The organism is Ruegeria sp. H8 (assembly GCF_056532905.1).
In genome coordinates this window covers 1-23,714 of sequence record NZ_JBQFNY010000017.1, presented here as the reverse complement: position 1 = coordinate 23,714, position 23,714 = coordinate 1, and the positions used below count along the sequence as shown (strand labels likewise).

The window sequence follows — 23,714 nt, the reverse complement described above, 5'->3', positions numbered from 1 at the left end:
CGCACTGAGCAACGCCAAAACGGTTACAACCGGGCTTGCAGGCGCCAGACTGACAGTTTAAACGAAGCTTCGCATCCGGTCATAATGTGTTCGGTATGACCTACGGTGCCGCTGTAGCTCAGCTGGTAGAGCACGTCATTCGTAATGATGGGGTCGGGGGTTCGAGTCCCTTCAGCGGCACCACATATCAGATTTAAGTATTTGATTTAACTGATATTTTCAGCTTTCCTTCCCTTTTTATACACCCCGATATCCACCCTTTGAAACACCGTGTCCGCGTTTTCCGATGGATATTTAGGGACTCCGAAGGTTGGTAACTGTTGGTGTAAATAAATGTTAAATTGCGGAAGCACGCGAAAGCCTGAACGGCGGGTCTAGCGAAAGAAGCACGGTGAAGAATTCACCGCCCCCGAAGTGCTCTGAGTTCACATTGCCTTGAAGTTAGCTGTCAGCCTGCCCAAGTATCGCAGCAGCGATTTGTTCGGCATTTCCTCCCAATGCTCCAACTCCGCAACAAGGCGATAATACGTGCGCCAGTGCATCCCCTTCGGCTTCGTTCCTTCCATCAGATCCGGATCGTTCAACCAACCCAGGCGTTCGCGTATTTTTTCTGCACGCCTTTGGTTACGTTGAAAAGTAGTTTCTCGCTGGGACGGATATGAGAGTTGGTGGCAATGACGACACGCAAAAATACGCCCACCATAGAGCTTAGCGACACGTCGACCGCAACCGCGCGCTGGGCAAGCGAACCAATCGCGATGACCCCCGTAATGACATGGCTGAGAAAGCAGTCGCACCGGGTAGTCGAGGCTCTCCCACTCGTCGCCGTGGTCCCGGCTGCGATAGATTAGTCTCACACACCCATGCTCGGCCAGTACGTCGATGCTGGCGACTTTTTTGCCTTCGATAGACCATTGCCAAGAAAAGCGGCGTCCAGGCATCAGAAAGCCCTCACGCGCCCAGCGCCGCGCATCGATGCTGCGATAATCGGAAGTCGTGTTCTTTGCTCCCCAATGCCAGTGCCTTCCACTTCCAATACCGCCCATTTGCTTCTCCAGATTTTATCGAAATCATAAGGGAGAAACTTCCGCTAAGAAATAGATGTTCTTACTATGTTCTGATGTCGGGATATATATAACGCAGTCAATCGTTTTACTTTTCTTGAGCACTCCAAAAAACTTACCGTGTATCACAAGTGGGTTTACTCTCGCTTATGGAGTAAGAGGAGGAAGCTGATGGAAACAAAAGGCCCGGCACTTGCTGCACTATATGCTCAGTATGCTCAGTGCCCAGTTTTCATTAAGTTAACACTGGGGGTCTTGGTTTATGTGTTGGTGGTGGACCACGCACAAGCCCAAACCGCACAGGGTTGCGTAGAATTGGGTTCTCCTCGAATTGAGTATTCATCTGGATCTCAGAGCACTCGCGTTAATCAAACAATTTCAACTACTGAACGTACGTGCCTACCGATTCCAAACGGACCCATTACTGGACTTACAATTGGAAACTCCTCAATCACGTCCACTGGTGAAATCGAACTGTATGTTCCTGGCCAAAATACTGTTCCAAGTAATGCTTCAGTATTAACTCTTCTGAACGTTGATGTCGCGGCGGGTAGCGGAGACTTTGTTTCCCGGAGAGCCTTAGCAACAAACATCAACGGGAAGCTCAGGGTGAACCTGATTGGAACTTCGATTGGTTCTGGCAGATCAATGACGTTCGCTCCATTCAACGGCGCGAATATTGACCCCACTGAAGTTTACTTCCAGTCAGACCGACCGTTAACTTACGACAATCTGACTGTTATGGGGGCCACCGAAGTGGTTTTCGGAGCGTACTATATCCAGACCCGAGTTACTGAGGCTTCTGATTTCACACTGACGAGTAGTTCGATTTCTTCAACCAGTGACATGACAATAGCGGCTGGCACGACTGTTCGGCTTGATGCGACAAGCAGTTTAAACACCGTAAACTTTGAGAATTTTGGCACGTTGGCCGGAACGGGAACCGTTAACGCATTCAACTTCAAGGTTAAGAACGGGGGGGTGCTTTCGCCGGGCTTTTCAATTGGTACACTCGACAATAGTGGCGGAATCGCCTTCGAAGCCGGGTCAAGGCTCTTAAGTGAAGTCGATCCGACGGCCGGACAGAAGGCTGACTTGGTTTCATCCAGCGGGCCGGTAACAGGGATTAACAGCGCTACCATACAAGTCGAAGCCGCTCGTCCCGGCCTGACTGCGCAGGACTATGTTTCTGGCAACGACTACACGGTTTTTCAAGCTTCGAGCTTTGATGGAAACTCCCCGACTCTTGTCGCTGGGGGATCGCTGCCTGCTCTTTCCAGTCTGAGTATCTCAAACACGCCGACTACAGATGGTCAGATTGATATCGCATTCACCGCTCAACCTGTCTCAAGCTTACCCCAGAACCCCGCAGTTACCAATTCGCCAAATGCCAGCAATCTCGCTGGTGCGGTGGCCAACACCACAATCATGTCACCCGGAACCAGTCTGTCCAACGGCTCAACCTTGGGCAATACCGTTAACACGCTTACCAATTCAGGGTTGGCTGGGTTTAACCGTGTGCACGCCGAGCCCTATTCATCCAACCTGACCGTTGGTCTTGAACAACTAGACCTGATAACCAACACAGTGCTGAGCCACGCTGACTGCCGCAAGTATCAAGCGGTCGGCTTCAGCAATGAAGATCAACCCGTTGCATCAGGTGACATCGACACGGTCCGCAGCCCTAGTGGCGCAATCGACTGCTCAGATCGGCGTTGGTGGATCGACACGGCATATGTGAGCGGGGACGTTGATGGAAGTAATGGTCTTGGGACATTCGACTATTCGCTCGGCACTATTTTGGTCGGAGCGGATGTCGCAAGTACCGATAGAGGTGTGGTCGGAGTGTACGCAGGCTTTGGGACATCCTCCATGGATGAGCACGATCAAGTCGATCAGGACTTTTCGACCGATAGCTATCACGTGGGCGTCTATGGGCGTACAACAACAGGAACGTGGGAGTTTTCCGGGCTGATCGGTTACATGTTCGGTGAAACTGACGCCAAACGGAATAACCCTTCTGTTGATGGCTTTACGGGAGGCGAGGCAAAATCGGATTTGGACCAAGAGGGAATTCATGCCGGCGTCCAAGCCCGGAAGCTGGTTAACATGGACAACGGTGCAAGGGTTTCTACGGTTTTTGGATTGAACTACGGGCGTATCCAACAAGGTTCAGGCACAGAGACCGGCGGTGGTGATTTCAATTACTCGATAGGAAAAGCGAACGCGGAGTCTCTGGTCGCTTCCATTGGAGTTGACTACCAACGGGACTTCTTGACAGAGAACGGTGTGCTAACCCCAATTGCCTTTGCTCGTTACGAGTATGACTTCTTTGCCAACAAAGACCGTGAGCACGAAATCACAGTTACAAGCCCCTTATTCGGAACATTTACACAAGTCGGACAAAACCGAGGAGCAAACGGCTTCGTTCTTGGGCTAGGACTGGGCTATCAATTATCTGAGCTGGCCAGACTAACGGCTGGATATGGCTATTCGGTTCGCTCCAATGGCCAAGAACACGGCCTCGGTGCAAACTTAAGTGTTCGGTTCTGAATTGGCAGTACGGTTGTTTCAAAATTAGGGATCACACACACCGACAATCGTTGTTGGGCCTTCACAAACGAGCCCGTTGGACGTCCGCTTTGTCCAAAAGTAGGCATTCAACGAATTTGGGCGCACGGTTGCTTCGAGCCCGAAGCGGAAGTGCTGTCATACAGTCCTTCGCGGACGCAGCAGACCTTTCATAAAGGCCCGTGGCTGCGCCGCAGAAAGAAAAGCGGACGTTAATTCAAAGCGCAGCGAACTATGGGATACGGACGTCCGAGTTGGCCGGCTAACCGTCATACTGCAAGAGTGTGTTCTGTCACGGCAGGTCTTGAAAAACTACGCCGTGCCGCACGTATCTATAGCCGAGAATCGCGGCGGCAGTGACCGCAGAGAGTAGGCCGTAAATTAGCAAGACGCTGAAATAAGTTGCGACTTGAATGGCCATTTCAGTGGCCTGTTTGGCTCGAGTGGTGGCTTTTATGTTCGCATACAGGTTCGTAAAGAAAGTCGTCTGATCGCTGACCGGCGTGAAATGAACGATCTTTTGCCACCCGTCACCGCTGCAACGCGCGGAGATCACCTCAGCTCCTTGCTCGAAAGACATGTTGTTGCACCGACGATAGATGTCCTGCCCGTGAATGGATGAAAGGGCATCCCTGTTGCCGCCCAAGAGAAAGGCTGCGTCCTGACCGAGAAGGCGTTGTGCCATGCGGTCTTCAAATTCAAAGTCGGTGTCGACGCCGAACAAGGGGGTGGTGGAGATGATTCTGCCCTCGGTGCTGATGGGTTCCATGTAGAAGTCCACCGGCGCTTTCTGTTCGAAAAACCAGATGTCTAGGTAGTGTTTGCGGTCGCTTTCGACTCTTTCACGCTCCATGTAGCGCATCTCGCGGCACGACCCATCTGGAGAGCAGATCATGAAAGTAAAACCGGAAGACGGCAGGACTGTGTGGTAGAAAGCGACACCGCACAGAAACAGCGGAAACGCCAGTACAATTGTCAGTCTCTTGAATTGTGCCGTATTCATATTCATACCCCCGCATTTTCTCCTCGTTCCCATGTCTATGTGTCCTGAGTTGGGCAGAAACGTGGATAGCCCGCATCCGCCATTGCCAGCAGATCGTCGGTTGCGGATGTGGTTGCGGCGGCTATTGGTTGTGGTCGGAGTCATTTTATCCGGCTTCTAAAGAGAATCGTTTTTCAATCACTTTCAGTTTGATAGAGCGCCGCCGTAAACGTCGGCTTGGTCCCGCAGAGCGGTCATTCAGACGGAACGCAGCGAACGACTGCTTTGAGCCCAAACCAGCAGATTGCAGCACCCACTTCGAATATCCGCTTCCGGACTGCCGCCCAGGGTTAAGAAACAGACTATCTCGACAATGCGGCGAACGGCATCAAAGTCCGCCTGACAAAGTGGCAATGCTATTGGAGTGCTTTAGTCAATGCAGAGACCAGCGCGTTCGGATCTTCCTCCATGCGGGGGAGAAGTACTGTTCTCACGACGTCGTTCAATGCCCTATCCGCTTGGGCAGCGGCTGGGTCATCGTGATCGACGAAGACTTCGAATGCTTCAGTGGCGGTTAAGACTGCGCCCGGCACATGCGCCACGCCCTGCAGCAATGCGCTAATGCCCAAATGTTCCACTTGATTGCTATTAGTAGGGGGGCCGACGAATACGGGATTGAACCCGTCAACTCCCCAGACCTGGCTCGCGGTAAGGCCTTCGCCCGTTGCGTATTGATGGATGTGCGGCACGCTAAAGTGGCCGATGTAGCCGTGGCTCCACAGGGGGCGATGCGTTAAGGGATTGTGCCTGCTTGTGCCTGATAACAGAGCTTGCCAGATCAACAGAGTGGCCTGTCCCTCCGTCTGGGCATGGCGTTCGCGCTCTGCCCGCGTACTCTCTGGCAGCGTTTCGATATAGTTACGCGAAAGCGGCAGCAGCGCCAATGCGCCTTCCAAGGCATTGGGCCTGTGCTCAAGAAAAGCCGCGTAAGCATCGGATAGAAGAGCGACGTGAATTGCTCCAGCATCTGATGCCATTGCTTCGGTGAGTGTATACACAGTCCAGCCCGCCTCACGAAGCGCTGGCGTGCTCACATCCCAAAGCGTCGGTGGCAAGGCTTGACCGCGATCCGCGCTGGCTGCCGACAATACCTCTATGGCATTGGCATACGCGCTCAGTGTAGCCGCGTCGACCTCGCCTGCTTTCAGTCGAGACAAGTGGTCATCGATACCGAGATCGCTTAGCTGACCGGTCGGGTGAAGGCCGACTGCCAGAAGGCGTTGCTCCAACTCTGATGCGCTCAGGAGCGTCGGTTCAGGCGGCGTTGTCTCCGCCACGTCCCTTAGTGTTTCAATCGTTAACAGTGGGCGAGATACAAGCCACGTCATGCCCGCCGCGATAAGAAGCGCAGCCGCTAGCCAAAGAAACGCTGACCGCTTCATGAAGTTTCCGACCCGCGCCACGTTTTTTCAGAAGACGTCACGCGTCTTGTCCTATTCCTGCGCCAGATAATCTTCAAAACCCTTCACGGCGCCGTCAATGATCGTGCAGTTACCTGCCGCGCGCATTGTTGGGTCGTCCCAATACACATTCCAGAAAACGACGATACTTTGGTCGTTCAAAATGCCTGGAAACACGGAAATCGCGGCGTTTGGCAGGTCAGAATATTCGGGTACGTCCCACAAATAGTCGTGGCACAGTTGGAGCGCGTCAGTCGTTTGACGGTCGAATGCATGGGCAGACGATGCAAAGCCAATCGCCAAAATCGTTGCCGTGAGCAGGGCTTTCATTGGACTCTCCATTTGCTTAAGCGGTCTTCAATTCTCGACACTATGCAGGCTGCCGTCCGGCATCAAATACGGTAGCCGTAGATCCAAGACGCATGAGCCATCGATGCCTGCCCCGGGGTTTTCCAGAAACGCTTCGCCAATATCGCGGGCGCACTGGCTGAACACAAGGGCCCCGTGCCCGGTCTCCGGGAACAGGAGCGACTGACTGTTGGGCAAAGTACCTGCTGCTAGCCTACCCCAAGAAGATGCGGTCTGTGTGTCAATCTCGCCAGACAGGATCAATACCGCGATGTCGGAAACTACGGCTTCAAGGTAGTTGTCTCGCGGTACCGGTGTGAACTCGCTGCAATCTGCAAATAGGCTCGGTATTTCAGCTAGAGCCGCTGTCATCAATGGACCGTACCCCAACTCTGCTACTAAAGCGCCAAACCCCGCCGCTGAGTTGAAACCGTCTACAAAATCTTCCTGACATGCGTAAAGTAAGAGCTCGAACTCACCCTCCATAATGGTTTGCAAAGCTGCGTTATCTGTCGCGATCAAGCTGAAAACACGCTCGATATCTTCGGGGCTGAGCAAAGCGATCAATGAGGCCAACCGTCCTGCTGTCGCCTCATTGAAATGGGCGCGGACTAGATCCAGCAACGCTCCAGCACGCGGCGTTTCAAACCGGAGGTTTAGATAATCTTGCGCAAACATCAAGCGATCCGCCCGTTCAGGCAACCCGGCCAGAGCATCTTCAAGAGCATCGTCAAAGAACTCTCCCAACGAAGCCGGTTCTAGATCTCGGTCGCGATCCGCTTCAAGCTGCTCCAAAGCCAAGGACGCAGTGTCGGAAGCAATTTCAATTTGCGACATGGCGTTGATTGCAGCTTGCGCCAGAGCCTTTTCATCGGCGCTCAGGTCCAACGTACCCGCCAACAACGCCTCTGCGGAGGGCTGGGGTGGAAGGTCACCGTTGATGATTTGCGTAATGAGGTCGACCGTTCCCTCCTCAAGCTCTCTGACCAGTGCCGGCGCGTAAGTGGTGAAGCCCCGGATCGTTGGGTCGGACCAATCGTTTCTGCCGGAAAAAATGCTGAATAGCACTTGCCCGGATATCTCGATCCCCGCAGCCTCCAATGGACGTGCCTCTAAGTCTTCAAGGAGGTCAAAATACCGCTGCGTTATATCGGGATACGCCTTCGCACAGATAGGATCCGCTTCACACGGTGCGAACGTATTAAAAATGGCCTCGGTGTGTGGGACGAACAAAGTGTCGTAAAGCGCGATTTGGGGTGGAGCGACGCTGTCCAAAACGACTGCACGCACGCCTTCTGGCGCAGAGCGCATAACTTCTAGCGCGAGCTTGGTGCCATATGAAACGCCATAAATATTGTACTCAGCGTAGCCAAGAGCCGACATTACGGCTCGCACATCTAAAGCATTTTGGGTCGTGTTGAACTGCGGAAGATCGAAGCCTCGTTCGGTCAATTCCGAAATGCAGTCGCGAACAAGTGCCGTCTCCAGCTGAGGTAGGTCTGCGCCGCCCAATTGATCGACGATTGGCTCCAGATTTTTTGCCAGAGTCCCGAAGCAATCCATATCCGGGGCGCTTGCATCGACGCCGCGTTGATCGAACGCCACGACGTCCCTTCGCCCCCGCAAATGTTCAAAAAACAGACTGAGCGAGCGCACAGATTCAACTGAGCCGCCGCCCGGCCCACCGTGAAGGTAAACAACCGGGTCTGCCACGGGTGCCAGTGAATGAGCCTTGAAAACGATGAAGCTCAGGTCCAGGGTCCTGCTTTGAGCATCTCTGTGGTCGTCAGGTACTGCCACGATACCGCAGATTACAGTTTCTCCGTCAATCTCATCGGGGACGACGGGGCGCGTGCACGGAGTGACTTCGACCGGATAGCGCGTATCTGCTCCACCCGCGAATTGAGCTTCAAAAGCCATCGGATCAGAAGGCTCTCCAAGCAAAGCAGATAGGACGGCAAGAATTTGTTCGGGAGTCATGGTCACACCGCATAAGGCTGTTGATTTTTCTATAACCTTAGATCAGTGGGCTGCATTTGCGAACCGATTGGAAGTTGTCCTTCCGTCGCTTCAAATCCAAACACTAGGGATTGAGAGGTTGTGTCAGAGCATCTTTGCAAAGGGCACCACCCTGTAGAATCCGGAGATCGAAAACTAAACAACCAACGACAGCTTTGTCCGTAACACAGAAATCGCCACGCTTGGATTTGAAGCTCCGGATTGGGATCAAGCCGGACATTGCAGACTTACGAGAGCGGCTCAAACGAAATCTCCCTTCTCCAAACGACGAACGTCCTGGGGTGTCGTCAGGCAAACCTGCCGTTCGCAGTATTCCAGCGGAATCTCTGTGCGGAACCCGGAATTGCTTTAAGGTAGCGTACACATCGTTGCTTCCTCACTTTGAGGCCAAGCTATCCATAGCAAGATTGAAAGAAAACTGAATGAAACGTCTTTTTCCATCTCTGCCGGAGGACGCGACACTTGGAAGTGTCTATCAAGCCTTTCCAGACAAGCTTTCTCCGCTTTGTGCATACGAAAGCCTTGTGATGAGGGGTGAAAGCGACCTCTCGGTTGCGGAACGTGAATTAATTGCAGCCTATGTTTCGGGCTTGAATGCTTGTGCGTATTGCCATGGGGCGCACATCGTTTTCGCCAAAGCCTATGGCATCGAGGTCGAGACAATCGAGGCGCTGATGGCAGACCGCAATACGGCACCCGTTGAGGATCATCTCAAACCGTTGCTGGCGTACATTGAAAAGCTCACTGTCTCGCCATCACGAATGACGGAAGCCGACGCGAAAGCAGTCTACGCGGCAGGCTGGTCAGAGAGCGCATTGTTTGATGCTATCCAGGTCTGTGGTGTCTTTAATCTCGTGAACCGCTTCATAGAGGGAACAGGTGTTCAAAGCCCTGGCACCGATCCAAGAGATGCGGACGAGGCCACGCTAAGCCAATGCCGCAGTGACAGCTTCTATACCGATTTTGGACGCGAGAACGGCCTGGACATCCCTTGAATTGATGTTGTTCGAACTTTCAAACGACGACAAAAAGCTGGTCCGATAAAACGGCAGATGCGTCCTTCGCTCTCGGGGTTAAATCATTCGTCGATACCAGTCGGCAACTTCAGTTATTTTGGTAGATCCATGTTCAAGCCTTAATGATCCGCCTGCTTTTCGTAGATGGCCCATTTTCTGATAAGGTTTGGAGACTTGTGGGCTTTGCAAGGGGGGGGAGAGGTGCTTAAGTTTGACGCTGAAACAGCGAGATTTCTTGAAATCGCCTATCTGCGGAGTGTCGTTAATGCACGCCATCGATGATCTCGGATGGCCCGAAGCGTACATTGAGCTTCTGCCGCTGATAACTGACCGCTGGTTGGTAAAGGATGAGATTTATTTTCACCGGCAGCTAAGTGCCGGTAAGTCCGGAGCTCTAGTTTATATTGTCGACATTACATGCGACACGTTCAGCGGCCAGGCCATTCTTAAGTTCGACGCCCTGCCCGATCCGGAATGGAATGAAAAGGCCGAAAACCAAAGGCATCTGGAAGCGTTTGAAGCGGTTCCCGCGTTTGGATCAAAGCACCTGGCGCGCGTCGTCCACTCTTTGGAACACGAGGGTAAGATTGCGATCCTTTCCACCGTTGTGGCGCAAGGGCTTGAATACTCACTTCCCTGGAACGATTGCGGCTATGAGCCGGCCTTGAACGTTCTAGAGCGGCTGTCGAGAAGCCTGCTTGATGACTGGAATATCGATTACAAGATGGCGCCTGGCTTGCACTCGCCTCAGGATCTGCTTGCTGGATGGCTCGGCTACAGGTTGGATCCTGAGCCAGGCCGGCTACATCACTTTCTTTTGGATGTTTGCGGACATGACCCGCACGAGCGTTGTCTTATGTTTGAAGGGCATTGGTACCCAAACCCGCTGGCCTTTGCCTGTGAAAAGAACCTGCCGGGCCGGTTGAGCGTAAGAGCGGCAAAGGGACGGGTGCATGGGGACCTCCATGGCTACAATGTACTGGTTCGATCGCACCAGTCCCGCGATCCTGATTATTTTCTGATCGATTTGGCCTTGTACGAAGACAAGCAATTCTTGTTTTACGATCATGCGTATTTCGAGATGGCGTACCTTCTGGCGCGGCGCGGAAACTGCATACCTGCCCAATGGGATGCCATACTAGATGACTTAGGCCTCTTTCATTCGAAACACCACACAATGGGGCTTTGGCAGGATGACGTCGGCCTCGTCGAGTTCGTCAGAACTCTTCGGCGAGGCGCTATGAGTTGGGTCGAGCGCCACGAAAGCCATCGGCTAAGCTTTATGGAAAGCCAATACTTGCTGGCCCGTGTCGCCGTGGGCCTGAATTTTGCACACAAGAACCTCAACGTCGGCGCACGCAGCCACGCATTCTTGTATGCAGCTCACAATCTCAAAGACTACATGACACTCAACAATGTTGAATGGCCCAGACACGGTCCAGTGTTCCGTTTTCCAGCGACACGGGGAGCTATGTCTGATTCTCAATCTAAGGCCGAAACGCTTGCACCAATAACCGAGCCTCCACCCGAAAAAGACCGTCTGTTTGATCAGATGATCACTCAGCTTCCAGCGCCGCAAAAACCAGTAATCGCAGTGCTACCTTTCGACTGCCTTAGTGGGCAAAGCGACACCAACGGGTTTGTGGCTGGCATCAACCATGAACTTGTAACCGAACTTGCCAAAGTGGATTGGCTGTCAGTCGTCTCACCAACCTCCACCCAGCTCCTCAAGGATGCTTCTTTGGTTGGAGAAGAGATCGCACAACGTCTCGGGGCCCACTATTTGGTAGAGGGTTCCGTGCGTTATGACGATCAGCGTGTTCGCGTGACTGCCCATCTGGTAGATACATCAACCGGGCATGATCTTTGGGCTGATCGCCTGGATCACAAGACAGAAGATGTCTTTTCCTTGCAGGAGGAGATCGCGTCAGCCGTTGTCGGGCACATAGATTGGGAGTTACGATTCGACTTGCGCGAACAAGCCCGGTTGAAACGTGGTGAGGTCAACGTTTGGGACAGGGTTCAAAAAGCGCTATGGCATCTCTTCAAATTCACAGATGAAGATACACAGAAGGCAAAGGACATTCTAACCAGAACTATCGACATCGCGCCAGACTATGCACTTGCGCACGCGGTGATTGCGAACGCCGAGCTTCGGAAACTGTTCTTCGTCCAGGTCGATGATCGGGAAGAGGCGAAGGAACGCGCGCTATATCACGCAGAGCGGGCCGTGGCATTGGATGAACAAAGTAGTTTTGCGCACGCAAGTCTTGCCCGTGCCTACACTCAGTTCAACAAACACGATACCGCGATTGCAGAGGCTCAGCTCGCGGTCAGTCTAAATCCAAGCGCGGCAAACGCTCATTTGGTTCTTGGGTATGCGCGTCTCGCAAACGGGCAGGCAAAGCTCGCGTTATCGCATTTCGAGACCGCTACCCGGTTTGGGCCATCGGGTCCTTATTTCAAGGTGAAATTGTTGGCTAAAGCCTTTTGCCTTTATGTTCTCGACAGTTTTGGCCACGCCGAAAGCTGTGCGAGAACAGCATTGGAGGGAAAATCGGTTGATCCGTTCGGTCGCTATGTACTGGCGGCAATACTGATTCGGCAGAAAGCCATAGGCGCCGCGAGACGAATGATTCGTCAGAGCCAAGAAAAACGCCCCGACATGACCTGTTCCCGCGTCCGTCTGGCATTCGAAAACCTGCAACAACGCGATATTGACAGGTTCGTTGAAGATCTTCGGGAAGCTGGGTTGCCGGATTGAGCTTGGTCCTTTTCGGTCTGCCAGGTGCCGCAAGAGCACTTCTTTCGAATCGTTCAGCCAGATAAGACGCCAGGCCCCGTGCCTCTGGCAACGCATGTACCAATGAGGCGGATGGTCCGCAGCCGTTGGCCGATGGTGCAAACGGGTTGCGATCAAAACACCACTGACAATTAACGCACCACCAACGCCTTGATAGGTCTGAATGTCCATGCCCTTTGCAGCCACGGCTTCGACCGCAACGAATATCGGCACGAGATAGGCAAATATAGAAGCTGTCGAAGCACCGACTTCGTTTGCACAAAAATTTATCAGGTGGAGGTAGATAGCACTCATGCCAACATCAATGAACAGGATCGATCCCTAAACCCGCCAAGAGTAGTCCAATGGCTGAGATGTACCAGTTTCATTTATCACAATGAACGGCAGCAGGACGACAATGCCAACAACGAAAATCACGAATAAATCTTCATCTGGCTTAGGGTGCATGCGCCATTTCTTAAGAAGAACCAAATACAACCCGCGGCAGGCTTTGGAGACTATCATCAAAAGAAAGGCGAGCGCGGACGCATCGGCCGCGGACCAAAACCAGCCACCCGGTCATGAGCCCCATGAGACTGACAGCGATCAACACGGTCTGGATCAGCCGGAAGACCATGGCCGAAAGCGCCAGGCCCGGCGCCATGGCGCGAAAGATCCGGTAGAGCAGAATGGCCAGAGCGACATCGCTGATGCACCATCACGAGATCGGCGGCGATGGCCAGCCGGAACCGCCCCGGCGCGGCTAGGATCGCCTCGCCCGTGGCCCCGGCATCGCCGAGATCGATCAGGGGCGCGCGTAGGCCGAGTTCGGCACCAAGGCCCTTCATGATGATCGCGAGGTAAAACAGCCCGGCGAGCCGTATCTCGCACGCAAGATCGGGGGTGAGGTTAAGCTTGGGCATTGGGACCGTCCTTTATTGACACCTGGTCAGACATTTCTTGCAAGCACCGGCCTGTGCCGCGCGAATGTAGCACGGGCGCTGGTCCGGTTCGCGCGCTGCCCCGCCCAGACGGAGGCAAGGACGATGACCGCGCCCAAGCCCTGCAGGGGTGAGAGCGACTGCCCAAGCACCACCCAGCCCAGGAAAACCGCAGTAACGGGGCTCATCATGCCCAACATGGCGACGGCACCGGGCTCGATCCGGGCGACACCCCGGAACCAGAGCGCATAGGTGGCTGCCGCGCCGATGAGGCCAAGCCAGACCAGCCCGGCCAGGTTCGTTGCCGTCAGCGGCGGCAAGGGCGGTTCGATGATCAGTGCGAACGGCAACAGGACAAGCCCCCCGGCGGTCAGCTGCCACGCAGTGAAGCTCAGCGCCGAGACGGGCGGCTGCCACTTGCGGCTGAGCACGGTACCCGCCGCCATGGAGGCGGCACCGCCCAGACCCGCGGCGACACCGATGGGATCGAATACGGCCTCGGGTCCGATCAACAGCAGTGCGACGCCCAGTATGCCGGTTGCCGCCGCGGCGACCGCGCCAGCCCGGATCGGTGTGTCGAGCCAGCCGCGCGCCATGAGAATGACCATCATCGCCTGCAGCGATCCGAGCGTCGCCGCGACCCCGCCCGGCAGCCGATAGGCGGCCACGAACAGAAGCACCCAGAACAGGGCGAAGTTGAAGCTGCCGAGCAGGAAAGCGCGGCCAAGCCATGCGCGTGGCGGCAGGCAGCGCGTGAGGGCAAGCAGGAGCAGGCCGGCGGGCAGCGCACGCAGCGCGGCAAGGGTCACGGGATAGCCCACCGGCAGCGCCTCGGTGGTGACAATATAGGTGCTGCCCCAGATCGCCGGGGCGAGCGCCGTGAGAAGAATGTCGCTGGTGCGTGACATGGATTCGTATCTCCTTGTTCGGGACTCACCAGAGCAGGTGACGGGGCAGCCGGGGTGGTCTGGAGCAGGCATCAAGGCCGATATCGCGCCGCATGTGCGGCGAGAGATCCTGAGCCAATTCGCACAACCTGCGGCGGTGGGTCCGGCCGCGCGAAAGACGGGCGAAAGAGGTCATAAGGGTCTCCTTTCAGGCGACAAGGCGGAGGGCGGCGCGGAGCTGTGCCGCAAGGTCTTCCCGCGGTCCGTTGACGAGGCGCGCGCCTGTTTCGCGCACGATGAGCGTGGGAATGGAGTGGACCTGAAGAGCGCGGGCCAGTTGCCTATCGGCTTCGACAACCCGGGCCGTGTGTGGATCGTCGAACGCATCGCCAAAGACAGTCGCCTCGAACCCGAGATCCCGTGCCACTGCCAGAACGGTTTCGGGGTCGGCAATATTGCGGGCTTCGCCCAGATGAGCTCGTTGCAGGCAGTCGAACATGTCCCAATGTGCGGCTTGCCCGCCAATGCGTTCGGCGGCCTTGCAGCCGAGGGCGGCGATCATACCGTGGGGATAGTCGAAGGGCGCTGCCCGCATGGCGTCGATATCGACAAGCTCCGGCCGGTCGCCGACCTGGCGGCAGGCGTCCCAGTGGCCAAGGATGGTCTCGCGGGCGTCTTCGGGTGCGCCCCAGCGTGCGGCCATCTCGGCGCGGCTGGCCTGCAGGACGAAGGTCCGGTGCCGGATATCGAGATCGAACTCCTCCGCAAGCCCGCGCATCCGCGACGAGATGTTGAAGCACCAGCAGCAGACGACGTCGTGAAAGAAATCTACTGTAAGGGACGGCATCACGCGGCCTCCTCTTGCCAATCCGCCCCGGCAAGGCGCACGGCGATCCGAGCGACATGCGCGCCCTGGAAGCGCGCCCCGGCAAGATCGGTCCCGGATGGTGCACGCGACCCGTCGGCTCCGGCGATGGTGCCCGCGCCATAGGGCGCGCCGCCCACGATTTCCTCGCCCGCCTTCTGACCAGCAAAGGTATAGGGCATGCCCGCGATCAGCATTCCGAAATGCTGCAACGGGATCTGGGTCGAGAGCAGCGTCGCCTCGTGCCCGCCATGCTGCGAGCCGGTAGAGGCGAAGACGGCCGCGACCTTGCCGACCAGCGCGTTCCGCGCCCAGAGGCCGCCCGCTTGGTCGAGAAAAGACTTCATCTGCCCGGCCATCATCCCGAACAGCGTTGGGGTGCCGAAGATGATGGCGTCGTAGCTTTCCAGATCGGCGGGAGACGCAACCGGGGTCTCGTCGGCCGCGAACCCGGCCTTCTGCCGGATCTCCTCGGGGACGGTTTCGGGCACGCGCCGCAGATCGACATGGGTGCCGGGCACCGAGCGCGCGCCTTCGGCCTCGGCCTCGGCAAGCGCGCGGACATGGCCATAGCTGGAATAGTAGAGAACAAGAACACGGGTCATGGGATCCTCTCAGTGTTTCGGGTTTCGTCACCTGAGAAGATCGGCGATGAGGCGGCCCTGAATAACCGGACCGCTCTCAATTCACTCTTTACGTGGATTGAAGAATATCAGGGGCACAGCGCAGCGCGCAGGTGATCGAGAAACGCCGTCACTTTCGCATCCATGCCGAGGCGCGAGGCCGTCAATGCGTAGATTTCAGGCGCTGGCAGTTCCCAATCGGGCAGTACGCGGACCAGCTCGCCGCGCGCGACCGCATCCTTTGACACGAAATCCGGCAAGGTGCCGATGCCCTGGCCGGCAATCAGCAGATCGCGTAGGACAAGGCTGTTGCCGACGCGGATGGGCGGATCAAGGTCCACGGTCACCGTTTCGGACGGACCGTGAAGGGTCCAGGCGATGAGGTGATCGGCCAGCAAAAAGCCGATGACACGGTGATCGGCAACGTCCAGCGGCGTTTCTGGAGCACCGACGCTGTCCAAGTAGGACGGCGCGGCAAAGACCTGTTGCCGCATCGTCCCCAGCTTGCGGGCCACAAGCGCGGAATCCGGCATCGCCGCCCGGATCCGGATCGACACATCGAAGCCTCCCTCCACCATGTCGATCACCCGGTCATCCATCGAAAGCGTTAGGCGCAGATCGGGATAGGCGTCGAAAAACTCCGGCAGGATCGGCGCAATGACGGTCTGACCGAAGGAACTGGAGGCGTTCACCTTGAGATGGCCGCGTATCACCCCGGCGCCGTCACGGATGCGCGTCTCGACCTGGGACACGGCATCAAGGATACCTGATGCTTCCTCGTAGAAGAGTTGGCCAGCATCGGTGAGTGACATTGAACGCGTTGTGCGGGTGAGCAATACCGTGCCAAGGCTCTCCTCCAAAAGCTTTATCTCGCGGCTTAGAAGAGCGGGAGAAACCCCGAGATCCTCCGCTGCACGCGCAAAGCTACCTCGCTCGACAATGCGGCGGAAGGCGTTCATGACAGAGAGCTTGTCCATTGTTGCTTTCGACCAGTCCAACTGAAACGCTGCCTTGTGCGAGCGATCAAGTCGAGGAATACCATGAATGCGGATCTCGTGCGAACAGGCCGCAAGACTGCTCGGCTGTCAATTCGCCTCCCTCTAAAAGGATACCATATCTGCAAAACCCGCCAATCCCATGATCCGCATTCGAACCATGAACAAAGACCACAGGCTCACCTTCGGCGTATTGTGCGTAGGATAGCCTGACTGCATTTATCGCAACTCTGTGTTCCATTATTCTGGCGAAGTATTCTTGTAGCATTTGTTTTGAGAGATAGAGCGCCAAACCCGAAGGCACTTGGAGCAATAAGTCAGCTGTGTTCAGCCAAGAAAGCCAAGGCGTCCCTCTCAAAACGTGGCCATTCCGGGTCGTTGTCAGGGATGGTATGGTTCGAGCTTTCGTAGGCGATGAACTTCGCGTTGGGCAATCCCTTTGCAAACAATCGTCCTTGTTCGACCGGTTGCATCCTGTCGCCGGTCCCATGGCAAACAAGGCATGGGACCTCGACCTTGGACAATATCGGTGAGATATCGATGTTATCAATCACGCTGCGATACCGCCCCATGTTTTCGGGTGAAATCATCTTTCGCATATCTTCGGCATATTGCCGCCGTTCTTCTTGGCTTGCGCCCGGCACGATGATTTGCGCCATTAAGTCACGCAGAGACGGATAATCATCGTCCCACCCGGCAGTCATCATTTGCTTAATTGCGTTGGCGCGTTCCACATCTTTTTGCGATGTTCTTTTTGCCCGACCAACGGGGAACCCACCTATCATTACGATCGCAGACACGCGGTCAGGTCGGCGCGCTGCGAAGGCGGCTGCCACTGCGGACCCCTGCGATATCGCAAGGATCGGCGCGCGCCTTATATCCGCTGCGTCGAAAACAGTTCCCAAGTCATCAACGAACCGTTCGAACGTACAAGTTTCGGCGTCCCAGTCGGATAGACCGTTGAGCCTGGCGTCAAAACGGACCAAACGATGTCGATTAGCGATGGATGTGTAAATTGGAGCTTTCCCCGGATTGCGCCAGTCAAGTTCCAAGTGTCCAATCCAGCTTGGCGCCTTTACTACCGGAGGACCGTCTCCAACTGAGCTCCAGGCCAGACTAATGTTGTCGTCAGTTTTGCAGTAACGAATTTCCTGTGTTTTGGCGAAGTTAGCGCGCGATTTGGACACATGTTCATCGGTGAAGTTGAACGACAGCACTTCGATCGGCTGTTCAATGCCTTTGAACGTATGCAGCCCTTCTCGGCGCAAACGTTTGGCATAATCCGCTCCGGCAAGATCACAAAGTACCTTTGAAGCCAGAATGCCCCCGGGTTCAGCTGCCGATTGGAGCCGCGCAGCGATGTTTACGCCGTCTCCGAAGATATCGCCCCCATCGACGGTGACGTCGCCGACATGCAAACCCGCTCTAAGCTGGATACGTTCTGGAACCAGATAGGGATGGTCTGGCTCTCTTAACTTGGTTTGAATCGCAATTGCCGCTTCTAGAGCGTTCCCTGCTGACGGAAATTCAATCAATGCTCCGTCGCCCAACAGTTTGACCAACCGGCCAGATTTTTGTTCAACGATCGGCGTTACCAGATCGCGGTACAAGGCGTTCAGTGTTTTGAGAAGTAGCTTGGAGCCGCCCTGCATCATCCGACTGAAGCCGACGACATCCAGAGACATGATTGCAGCAAGGCGACGTTGGCTCATGTTTACTTCCCGCAAGTTGGCTCGAAAACACTACCACGTTCATAGATTGTTAGAACCGGCAACTTGCCTAATACCTGTAAACGTGCCGTGGAATGATCGTTAACTAAGATCTCGAATTGACCAAAGACCGTGGAAGCGATTATTCAAAAGGTATGCCTATCCGTTTTCGTAGAGAACGGCGGGTTTGTCCGTAGAGTGGACACTCGCGGCATTGTGTCGAATTTCCAAATCGAGCCCGAAGCGGGCGTTCTCGTAAAGCAGGATGACCTGCAGTTCAACGCCCTAAAAACTCTATACCTTACGTCACCCTCTTCATCGGGTTTACCGGATGGTTTTACACGCGCGCGTGAGTTAGCCTTCAACAACATCTTCCAACAACATCTTCGTCATCTTGAGGGTTAAGATATGATCTCCAAACGCGTATTTTTATCCGGTCTCGCATCGACCACTGCGCTGGCGCTGGTCCCGGCGCGAGTTCGTGCTCAAGCCCCAGATGCCACACTCTTCACGAACGTGCGTGTTTATGACGGGATGTCCGATGAATTGACCGAACTCACGAACGTCCTTGTCGAAGGGGAGATGATCAAAGATGTCTCACCCGCTGCCGATGCCGCGCAAGAGGTGCCGCGCATCGATGGAGATGGACGGACCTTGATGCCGGGGCTCCTCGACATGCATGTGCACCTGCAGTGGAACCAGGACCCAGCTGGCTTCCTGACAGCACGTCCAGATTACATTTCTGCATTGGCATTGAGCGAAAGTGAAGCCACCCTGATGCGTGGCTTTACCAGTGTCCGTGATACTGGTGGCGGCATTCTCGGTTTGGCGCGCGCCATAGACGAGGGCCTTCACCCCGGTCCGCGCATTCAGGCGTCAAACGCTGCGATTTCAATGACCGCCGGTCATGGCGACCTTCGGCCGCGATCCGTGCGTCCGAGAGCCTTCGGCGGGCCGCCGTTCACAGAAGCGGAGCGACTTGGGATCACACTTTTTGCAGACGGAGTTCCTGAAGTTCTGGCGGCTGCACGTGAGCAGTTTCGGCAGGGTGCGCACTTCATCAAAGTCTTTTCAGGTGGCGCCGTGACCGGCCTCTACGACCCATTGGATATCAACGAGTATTCGCCGGCAGAACTCGAAGCGGCAGTAGACGAGGCCAAACGTTGGAACACTTACGCGACCTCTCACGCATACATGGACACATCAGTTCGGGCTGCCATTGAGGCAGGTTATCAATGCATCGAACATTGCAACCTCATGACGCCTGAGTCGATGGAGTTGGCCGTGGAAAAAGGGGTTTGGCTTTCAACCCAGGTTGGCTTTTTCGCGGCAGACATTCCGGCAGGGTTCACGCCCGCCCAAGCAGAGCGCCAACAGATGGCGTTTGATGGTCTCGACGCTATGCTTCGACTAGCGCGAGAGTTTGGCGCCAAGATTGCACTCGGAACAGACTTCGTCGGATCGAGGCAAACGAAAGCAACGCAATTGGATGAATTGCAGCTCAGGACGCCATGGTTCAGCAACGCCGAGATTCTGCGGCAGGCGACAGGTTTGAATGGTCAGCTTTGGGCCCTGACCGGCCCGCGAAATCCCTATCAGGCTGGTCCAGTCGGTGTCATCCAACCCGGAGCCTACGCCGATATTCTGCTCGTGGACGGAGACCCGATTGCGGACCTTACGGTCATGGCCTCTGCGGACAATTTCGATGTGATTATGAAGAACGGCAAAGTTCATAAGAACAATCTGGCTTGAGCCATTTGGTAGCTGCATAGAGCGATTGCGACTAATGACTGATAAGTCCCGCTACTCGGACCATGGTCCTGTTCAAACCAAAGTCCGGTTCCCCACATAAGCAGTCAGAGGGACGTCAAAGCAGACGCTGCCCCCGTGCTGAGCCCCATGGCTATATGTATATGTGTCCTGTTTCTTGTGACACCTTTCGGATCAATTTCCGGTTTGGCATCACAGTATTTAGGACGGCCTCAATTTAAACTGGCTCAACCACCACCCAACCGTCACAACCATTGGGACGGAGTGTCCTGTTTTTTGTGCGGGGCTTCTTTTTTTGCCGCCAAGACACGAAACGCTTCGTTGCTGGTTTTCCGTCGCGTGTCGGCACTTCGCCCAGCGCCCAGACTGATGCCTTGCCGATACCAGACGGACCAAGATGCGGGGCTTTTGTCATGGTAATGAACCCGCGTTCCTGAAGTTCACGAAACCAAGGGCCAACCGTGTTGCGGTGAACGTTTAACGCCGTTGCCGCGTCGCGATGGCTTAGAATGATATCGCCGTTGTTTGATCCGTTGTAGCGGCGTTTCAGTTCGACGTAGAGCGCCCTTGGACCCGGTGGCAGGGTTGCCCAGGCTTCAGACGCTTGCAGCCACTCAGGAAGCTGGACATGACGCCCAGTCCCCTTTTTCTGACGTTTGTACGGCCTTGCCATTACTTGCAAACTTGCTGGGCCATCAGGACCAGCCAAACGCTCACTTCGCGGATTTCGGTCTTGTGTGAAATTATGCGCCCGTCCGATAGCGCCTTGCACGTCCAGAGAACCCGTCTCTGGTTTGAATACCATTGATTGCTGCTCAAAACCGTGTGCCCTTCGTTGTTGAGCAAACAAGGCGCTGGGCGTATGGTGCAGACGTTCCCGCAAAGAACATTCCCGCCCCACGCCCAGGCGCCAGGTCTGGGTGGGGTGGGTCTTATTGCCTATGTGCCGCGATTGCAGCGTCTATATCAGCTTCGGCCCAATACAGGCGCGAACCGATTTTCACGGGCTTGGGTAATCGGCCCATTTCCACGTCGCGGTAGATCGTGGTGCGGCCTCGGCCACCGAGTTTTTCTTGCAGGTCGCGGAAGGTTAAATACTTCATTTTCTACCTCATCTGTGTTCGATGGGGTATTGCTAAGCACTTCAAAACACGCGCACAATCGAGGGGAAACCTACGACTATTTCCCCGCACTTCCCCCCCATTATTCCCTAGGGGGTAGGTCTCTTCTGCCTTCTTCCATCCAAGTTCTTAGAGTTCGAGGCGAAGGTTTCTCGCCGGTCTTTTGTTCCAATAGGCGTGACAATTGTTCCCAAGATCTATCGCCTTTGTCGAAGTTCATATTTGAGAACTCCGCCTTCGCCTTGCTCAATGGTGGACGCCCGCCGCCTTTATGACGTCCTTGTATTCCCAATTCTTCCATGTCCTTGTTCAGCACCGCCGAAGGCAACCCAAACTGCTCAACGATATAGTCAGGAACACTTTCGTTGTCCTTTTCGGAAATGCATAACGCCCACCCCTCAAAATTCGACGCCGAATTTGCGCAAAACTGATAGTCGAACCAGTCGTCACGGACATTGAGTTCAAATATCTCGGAGTAGATTTTTTCCCAGTGACCAAGTGTGATTGTAAAATAGTCCGGATCTACGAAAAGAAACCGAATATCGGAGAAAATCAATTCTTGTCGAAACCAATCCAAGTCCCAATAGCTGTCTATTCGCTGAAGTATACCGAGGCTATCAGGTTGGAGCAGAGTACCATCAAAACCACACATAACTGTTGACTGGCAATCAGTCAGGAAGTTTGCCGAGTGTCGATAGGCCAAGTTGGTGCAATAACGGTTAAAGTTGATACCCTCCGCCCCGTAGCTGCCAACGGACAGAGGGTCGCCATGCTCCAAACTTTCTTTGACTAGATGGAAAACCCATTCGTGAAAATGTGATGCGACTCTGGAAAAAGGAACATAACCGGGAGGGCTGAACATTAGGTACTTACGCTTTCAAATTGTATTTCGTAAACGGTTTCTTTTACATTTGCACCACTCTCGAAGTGTGAAAATCACTTCTGCACAAGTGTTTCGCCCAGCGTTCCATTATTGCACTCCTTTGCTCAAGAAAATCCGTTCGTCGATAACTCCGCTCCACAGCTCCGCCGACAACATGGCCTAGCGCCGTCTCTGCAACATCGTGCGGGGTATTGGTCGCCTCGGCAACCCAATCGCGGAAGCTGGATCGAAACCCGTGCGGACGCTCCACCATGCCGCGCCGCTCCATAAGCTTGCTCATGGTAATTTCCGATATCACGCCCTTGCGGATACCGGGGAATAGGAAGCCATCTCTCGCAAACGGAGTGGCCTCAGCAATTACTCTTTGGGCTTCTTTCGACAACGGCACTCGGAAATCACTTGTCGCGCCCTTGCGGCCCTTCATGGCCTCTGCGGGGATTGTCCAGATATCGCCGTCGATCTGGTCAAGGTGCAGGTAACGCAGGGGATAGCTACGCACCGCCGTCAGTATCAAAAGGCGTAGTGCGAGTTCCACAGTGTTTCCGCAATCAAGAGACTGATAGAATGCTGGCACCTCTTGCCACGGTAGGGCCGGGATATGAGTTGCCGTGTGCCGCTGCTTACCCAGTAGGGCCTTGGCCTTATCCGTCGCTTGCAGATCCACATCCAAGCCCAGCGCCGCCGCATGGCGCATACAGATAGACAGACGGTTCATGGCTTTGCGCGCCGTATCGGCCTTGGTGTGCCAGATGGGGGCAAGGGTGTCTCGGATATCACGCTGATCGATCTGCGATACTGGCATTTTGCCCAGCTTTGGCAGTACGTGCAGTTCCAAGAGGCTGAACCACCGCCCGGCCTTTCCGTCGCCTTTCAGTTCGGCTTTGCGGCTGTCAAAGGCGTCCTTGGCGATATCGGTCAGAATGTTCAGATTGCGTTGAGCTTCACGGCTCTGGCGTTCCCGCTCCTTGATGGCGTCTTTACCGTCACGTACCACGGCCTGCCATTTCTCGGCTTCTTGCCGCGCTGCTTTCAACGAAACCGCCGGGAAGCTGCCAAGCCCCATTTCATGCCGCCGCCCGAACAGGGTGTAGCGCAGAAACCATTGCGCGCCGCCATCGGGCCGCTTGTGAAACCATAGACCGCCCCCGTCCGAATATTTGCCTGGGACTTTAGCCTTGAGTTCAGCGCTGGAAAGTTTGTGTTTTGGCCGTGCCATTCTGTATCCACCTTTCTATCCACCCCTGGATATGGGGTATGGTGGTACAGAATGGTATAGCGTGAAACAAATAAAGGTCTATTTCAGATATGGTTAGAACAAGATGAGTGCTCCGTGGTGCTCCAAGATTTTAGTTTAGGATGCCCTTCAGCGGCATCAGATTTCATCGAAATCGTATGGAAAAACTTCTGCTAAGAAAAAATGTTCCCACTATGTTCTTATGCCGGGATTTATATAACGCAGTTAAAACGGACATCCGCACGCTCTGTAGCGAATGATCGCTTCGAGCCCATAGCGGATGTTTGAAAGGGCATCTTTATTGCCCCTCAGTGGCCGGTGGATGCAGATGCTGGTATTCAGAGCACTAGTTTGTCCTATGAGGTCATAGATGCAGCGATCACTGGCGTTAGTCTCAACTCTCCTTCTATCAATTTCCACGACGGCAGCCAGTGCGACGGAAGA

The 23,714-nt window shown here is 54.9% G+C and carries 19 protein-coding genes, 1 tRNA gene and 1 pseudogene; 5 read left to right on the top strand and 16 right to left on the bottom strand.

Going from position 1 to position 23,714, the window contains the following annotated elements; translation table 11 throughout:
• Positions 1 to 107 precede the first annotated feature (107 nt).
• A tRNA-Thr gene (locus ACR0A2_RS21690) sits at positions 108 to 183 on the top strand.
• A gap of 242 nt (positions 184 to 425) precedes the next feature.
• On the opposite strand, the gene ACR0A2_RS21685 is transcribed toward ACR0A2_RS21690, so the two are convergent.
• Entirely contained in the window at positions 426 to 1,046 is a 621-nt protein-coding gene (locus ACR0A2_RS21685; protein ID WP_480837262.1) for a hypothetical protein, read from the bottom strand.
• A gap of 189 nt (positions 1,047 to 1,235) precedes the next feature.
• Here ACR0A2_RS21685 and ACR0A2_RS21680 point away from each other — a divergent pair, with 189 nt between their 5' ends.
• A complete protein-coding gene (locus tag ACR0A2_RS21680) occupies positions 1,236 to 3,617 on the top strand; it encodes an autotransporter family protein (protein WP_480837260.1) in 2,382 nt (793 codons plus the stop codon).
• A gap of 310 nt (positions 3,618 to 3,927) precedes the next feature.
• On the opposite strand, the gene ACR0A2_RS21675 is transcribed toward ACR0A2_RS21680, so the two are convergent.
• The 4 genes from ACR0A2_RS21675 to ACR0A2_RS21660 all read right to left on the bottom strand — a co-directional run bounded on the left by ACR0A2_RS21675 (position 3,928) and on the right by ACR0A2_RS21660 (position 8,405).
• Positions 3,928 to 4,638, bottom strand: a complete 711-nt coding sequence (locus ACR0A2_RS21675) for a hypothetical protein (protein WP_480837258.1) — start codon at positions 4,636 to 4,638, stop codon at positions 3,928 to 3,930.
• A gap of 395 nt (positions 4,639 to 5,033) precedes the next feature.
• Entirely contained in the window at positions 5,034 to 6,059 is a 1,026-nt protein-coding gene (locus ACR0A2_RS21670) for a hypothetical protein (protein ID WP_171230201.1), read from the bottom strand.
• 51 nt (positions 6,060 to 6,110) lie between these two features.
• Positions 6,111 to 6,407 carry a hypothetical protein gene (locus ACR0A2_RS21665; protein ID WP_171230200.1) on the bottom strand — a complete coding sequence of 99 codons (297 nt, stop codon included), beginning with the start codon at positions 6,405 to 6,407 and terminating at the stop codon, positions 6,111 to 6,113.
• Positions 6,408 to 6,434: 27 nt separating this feature from the next.
• The gene (locus ACR0A2_RS21660; protein ID WP_480837256.1) at positions 6,435 to 8,405 is read right to left on the bottom strand and encodes an alpha/beta hydrolase; all 1,971 of its coding nucleotides are present in this window, start codon (positions 8,403 to 8,405) and stop codon (positions 6,435 to 6,437) included.
• A gap of 461 nt (positions 8,406 to 8,866) precedes the next feature.
• Between ACR0A2_RS21660 and ACR0A2_RS21655 the strand changes: the two genes are divergently transcribed.
• Both ACR0A2_RS21655 and ACR0A2_RS21650 read left to right on the top strand, forming a co-directional pair.
• Entirely contained in the window at positions 8,867 to 9,439 is a 573-nt protein-coding gene (locus ACR0A2_RS21655) for a carboxymuconolactone decarboxylase family protein (protein ID WP_480837254.1), read from the top strand.
• A gap of 286 nt (positions 9,440 to 9,725) precedes the next feature.
• The gene (locus ACR0A2_RS21650) at positions 9,726 to 12,224 is read left to right on the top strand and encodes a hypothetical protein (protein WP_480837252.1); all 2,499 of its coding nucleotides are present in this window, start codon (positions 9,726 to 9,728) and stop codon (positions 12,222 to 12,224) included.
• Positions 12,225 to 12,720: 496 nt separating this feature from the next.
• Here ACR0A2_RS21650 and ACR0A2_RS21645 read toward each other — a convergent pair whose 3' ends face one another.
• The 7 genes and pseudogenes from ACR0A2_RS21645 to ACR0A2_RS21615 all read right to left on the bottom strand — a co-directional run bounded on the left by ACR0A2_RS21645 (position 12,721) and on the right by ACR0A2_RS21615 (position 18,265).
• Positions 12,721 to 12,906 carry a hypothetical protein gene (locus tag ACR0A2_RS21645; RefSeq protein WP_480837250.1) on the bottom strand — a complete coding sequence of 62 codons (186 nt, stop codon included), beginning with the start codon at positions 12,904 to 12,906 and terminating at the stop codon, positions 12,721 to 12,723.
• Positions 12,907 to 13,015: 109 nt separating this feature from the next.
• Positions 13,016 to 13,090, bottom strand: a pseudogene (locus tag ACR0A2_RS21640) (hypothetical protein); the annotation flags it as partial.
• A gap of 101 nt (positions 13,091 to 13,191) precedes the next feature.
• The gene (locus ACR0A2_RS21635; protein ID WP_480837248.1) at positions 13,192 to 14,091 is read right to left on the bottom strand and encodes an EamA family transporter; all 900 of its coding nucleotides are present in this window, start codon (positions 14,089 to 14,091) and stop codon (positions 13,192 to 13,194) included.
• Positions 14,092 to 14,278: 187 nt separating this feature from the next.
• Positions 14,279 to 14,917, bottom strand: coding sequence for a DsbA family oxidoreductase (locus ACR0A2_RS21630; RefSeq protein ID WP_480837246.1), 639 nt, complete (start codon positions 14,915 to 14,917; stop codon positions 14,279 to 14,281).
• The gene (gene wrbA, locus ACR0A2_RS21625) at positions 14,917 to 15,540 is read right to left on the bottom strand and encodes an NAD(P)H:quinone oxidoreductase (protein ID WP_171169357.1); all 624 of its coding nucleotides are present in this window, start codon (positions 15,538 to 15,540) and stop codon (positions 14,917 to 14,919) included. The genes ACR0A2_RS21630 and wrbA overlap by 1 nt, the downstream gene beginning before the upstream one ends.
• Positions 15,541 to 15,647: 107 nt before the next feature.
• Positions 15,648 to 16,535: a LysR family transcriptional regulator gene (locus tag ACR0A2_RS21620; protein ID WP_480837244.1), complete on the bottom strand. Its 888-nt coding sequence runs from the start codon at positions 16,533 to 16,535 to the stop codon at positions 15,648 to 15,650.
• Between the two features lie 335 nt (positions 16,536 to 16,870).
• A complete protein-coding gene (locus ACR0A2_RS21615; RefSeq protein ID WP_480837242.1) occupies positions 16,871 to 18,265 on the bottom strand; it encodes an alpha/beta fold hydrolase in 1,395 nt (464 codons plus the stop codon).
• Between the two features lie 405 nt (positions 18,266 to 18,670).
• On the opposite strand from ACR0A2_RS21615, the gene ACR0A2_RS21610 reads away from it, so the two are divergent.
• Positions 18,671 to 20,014, top strand: coding sequence for a metal-dependent hydrolase family protein (locus ACR0A2_RS21610; RefSeq protein ID WP_480837241.1), 1,344 nt, complete (start codon positions 18,671 to 18,673; stop codon positions 20,012 to 20,014).
• 235 nt (positions 20,015 to 20,249) lie between these two features.
• Here ACR0A2_RS21610 and ACR0A2_RS21605 read toward each other — a convergent pair whose 3' ends face one another.
• The 4 genes from ACR0A2_RS21605 to ACR0A2_RS21590 form a co-directional block, all read right to left on the bottom strand.
• Positions 20,250 to 20,882, bottom strand: a complete 633-nt coding sequence (locus ACR0A2_RS21605) for a hypothetical protein (RefSeq protein ID WP_480837239.1) — start codon at positions 20,880 to 20,882, stop codon at positions 20,250 to 20,252.
• Positions 20,883 to 20,964: 82 nt separating this feature from the next.
• Positions 20,965 to 21,135, bottom strand: coding sequence for a helix-turn-helix transcriptional regulator (locus ACR0A2_RS21600; protein ID WP_480837237.1), 171 nt, complete (start codon positions 21,133 to 21,135; stop codon positions 20,965 to 20,967).
• A 100-nt stretch (positions 21,136 to 21,235) separates the two neighbouring features.
• Entirely contained in the window at positions 21,236 to 21,931 is a 696-nt protein-coding gene (locus ACR0A2_RS21595; protein ID WP_480837235.1) for a hypothetical protein, read from the bottom strand.
• Between the two features lie 127 nt (positions 21,932 to 22,058).
• The gene (locus ACR0A2_RS21590) at positions 22,059 to 23,252 is read right to left on the bottom strand and encodes a tyrosine-type recombinase/integrase (protein ID WP_480837233.1); all 1,194 of its coding nucleotides are present in this window, start codon (positions 23,250 to 23,252) and stop codon (positions 22,059 to 22,061) included.
• Positions 23,253 to 23,714: the final 462 nt, after the last annotated feature.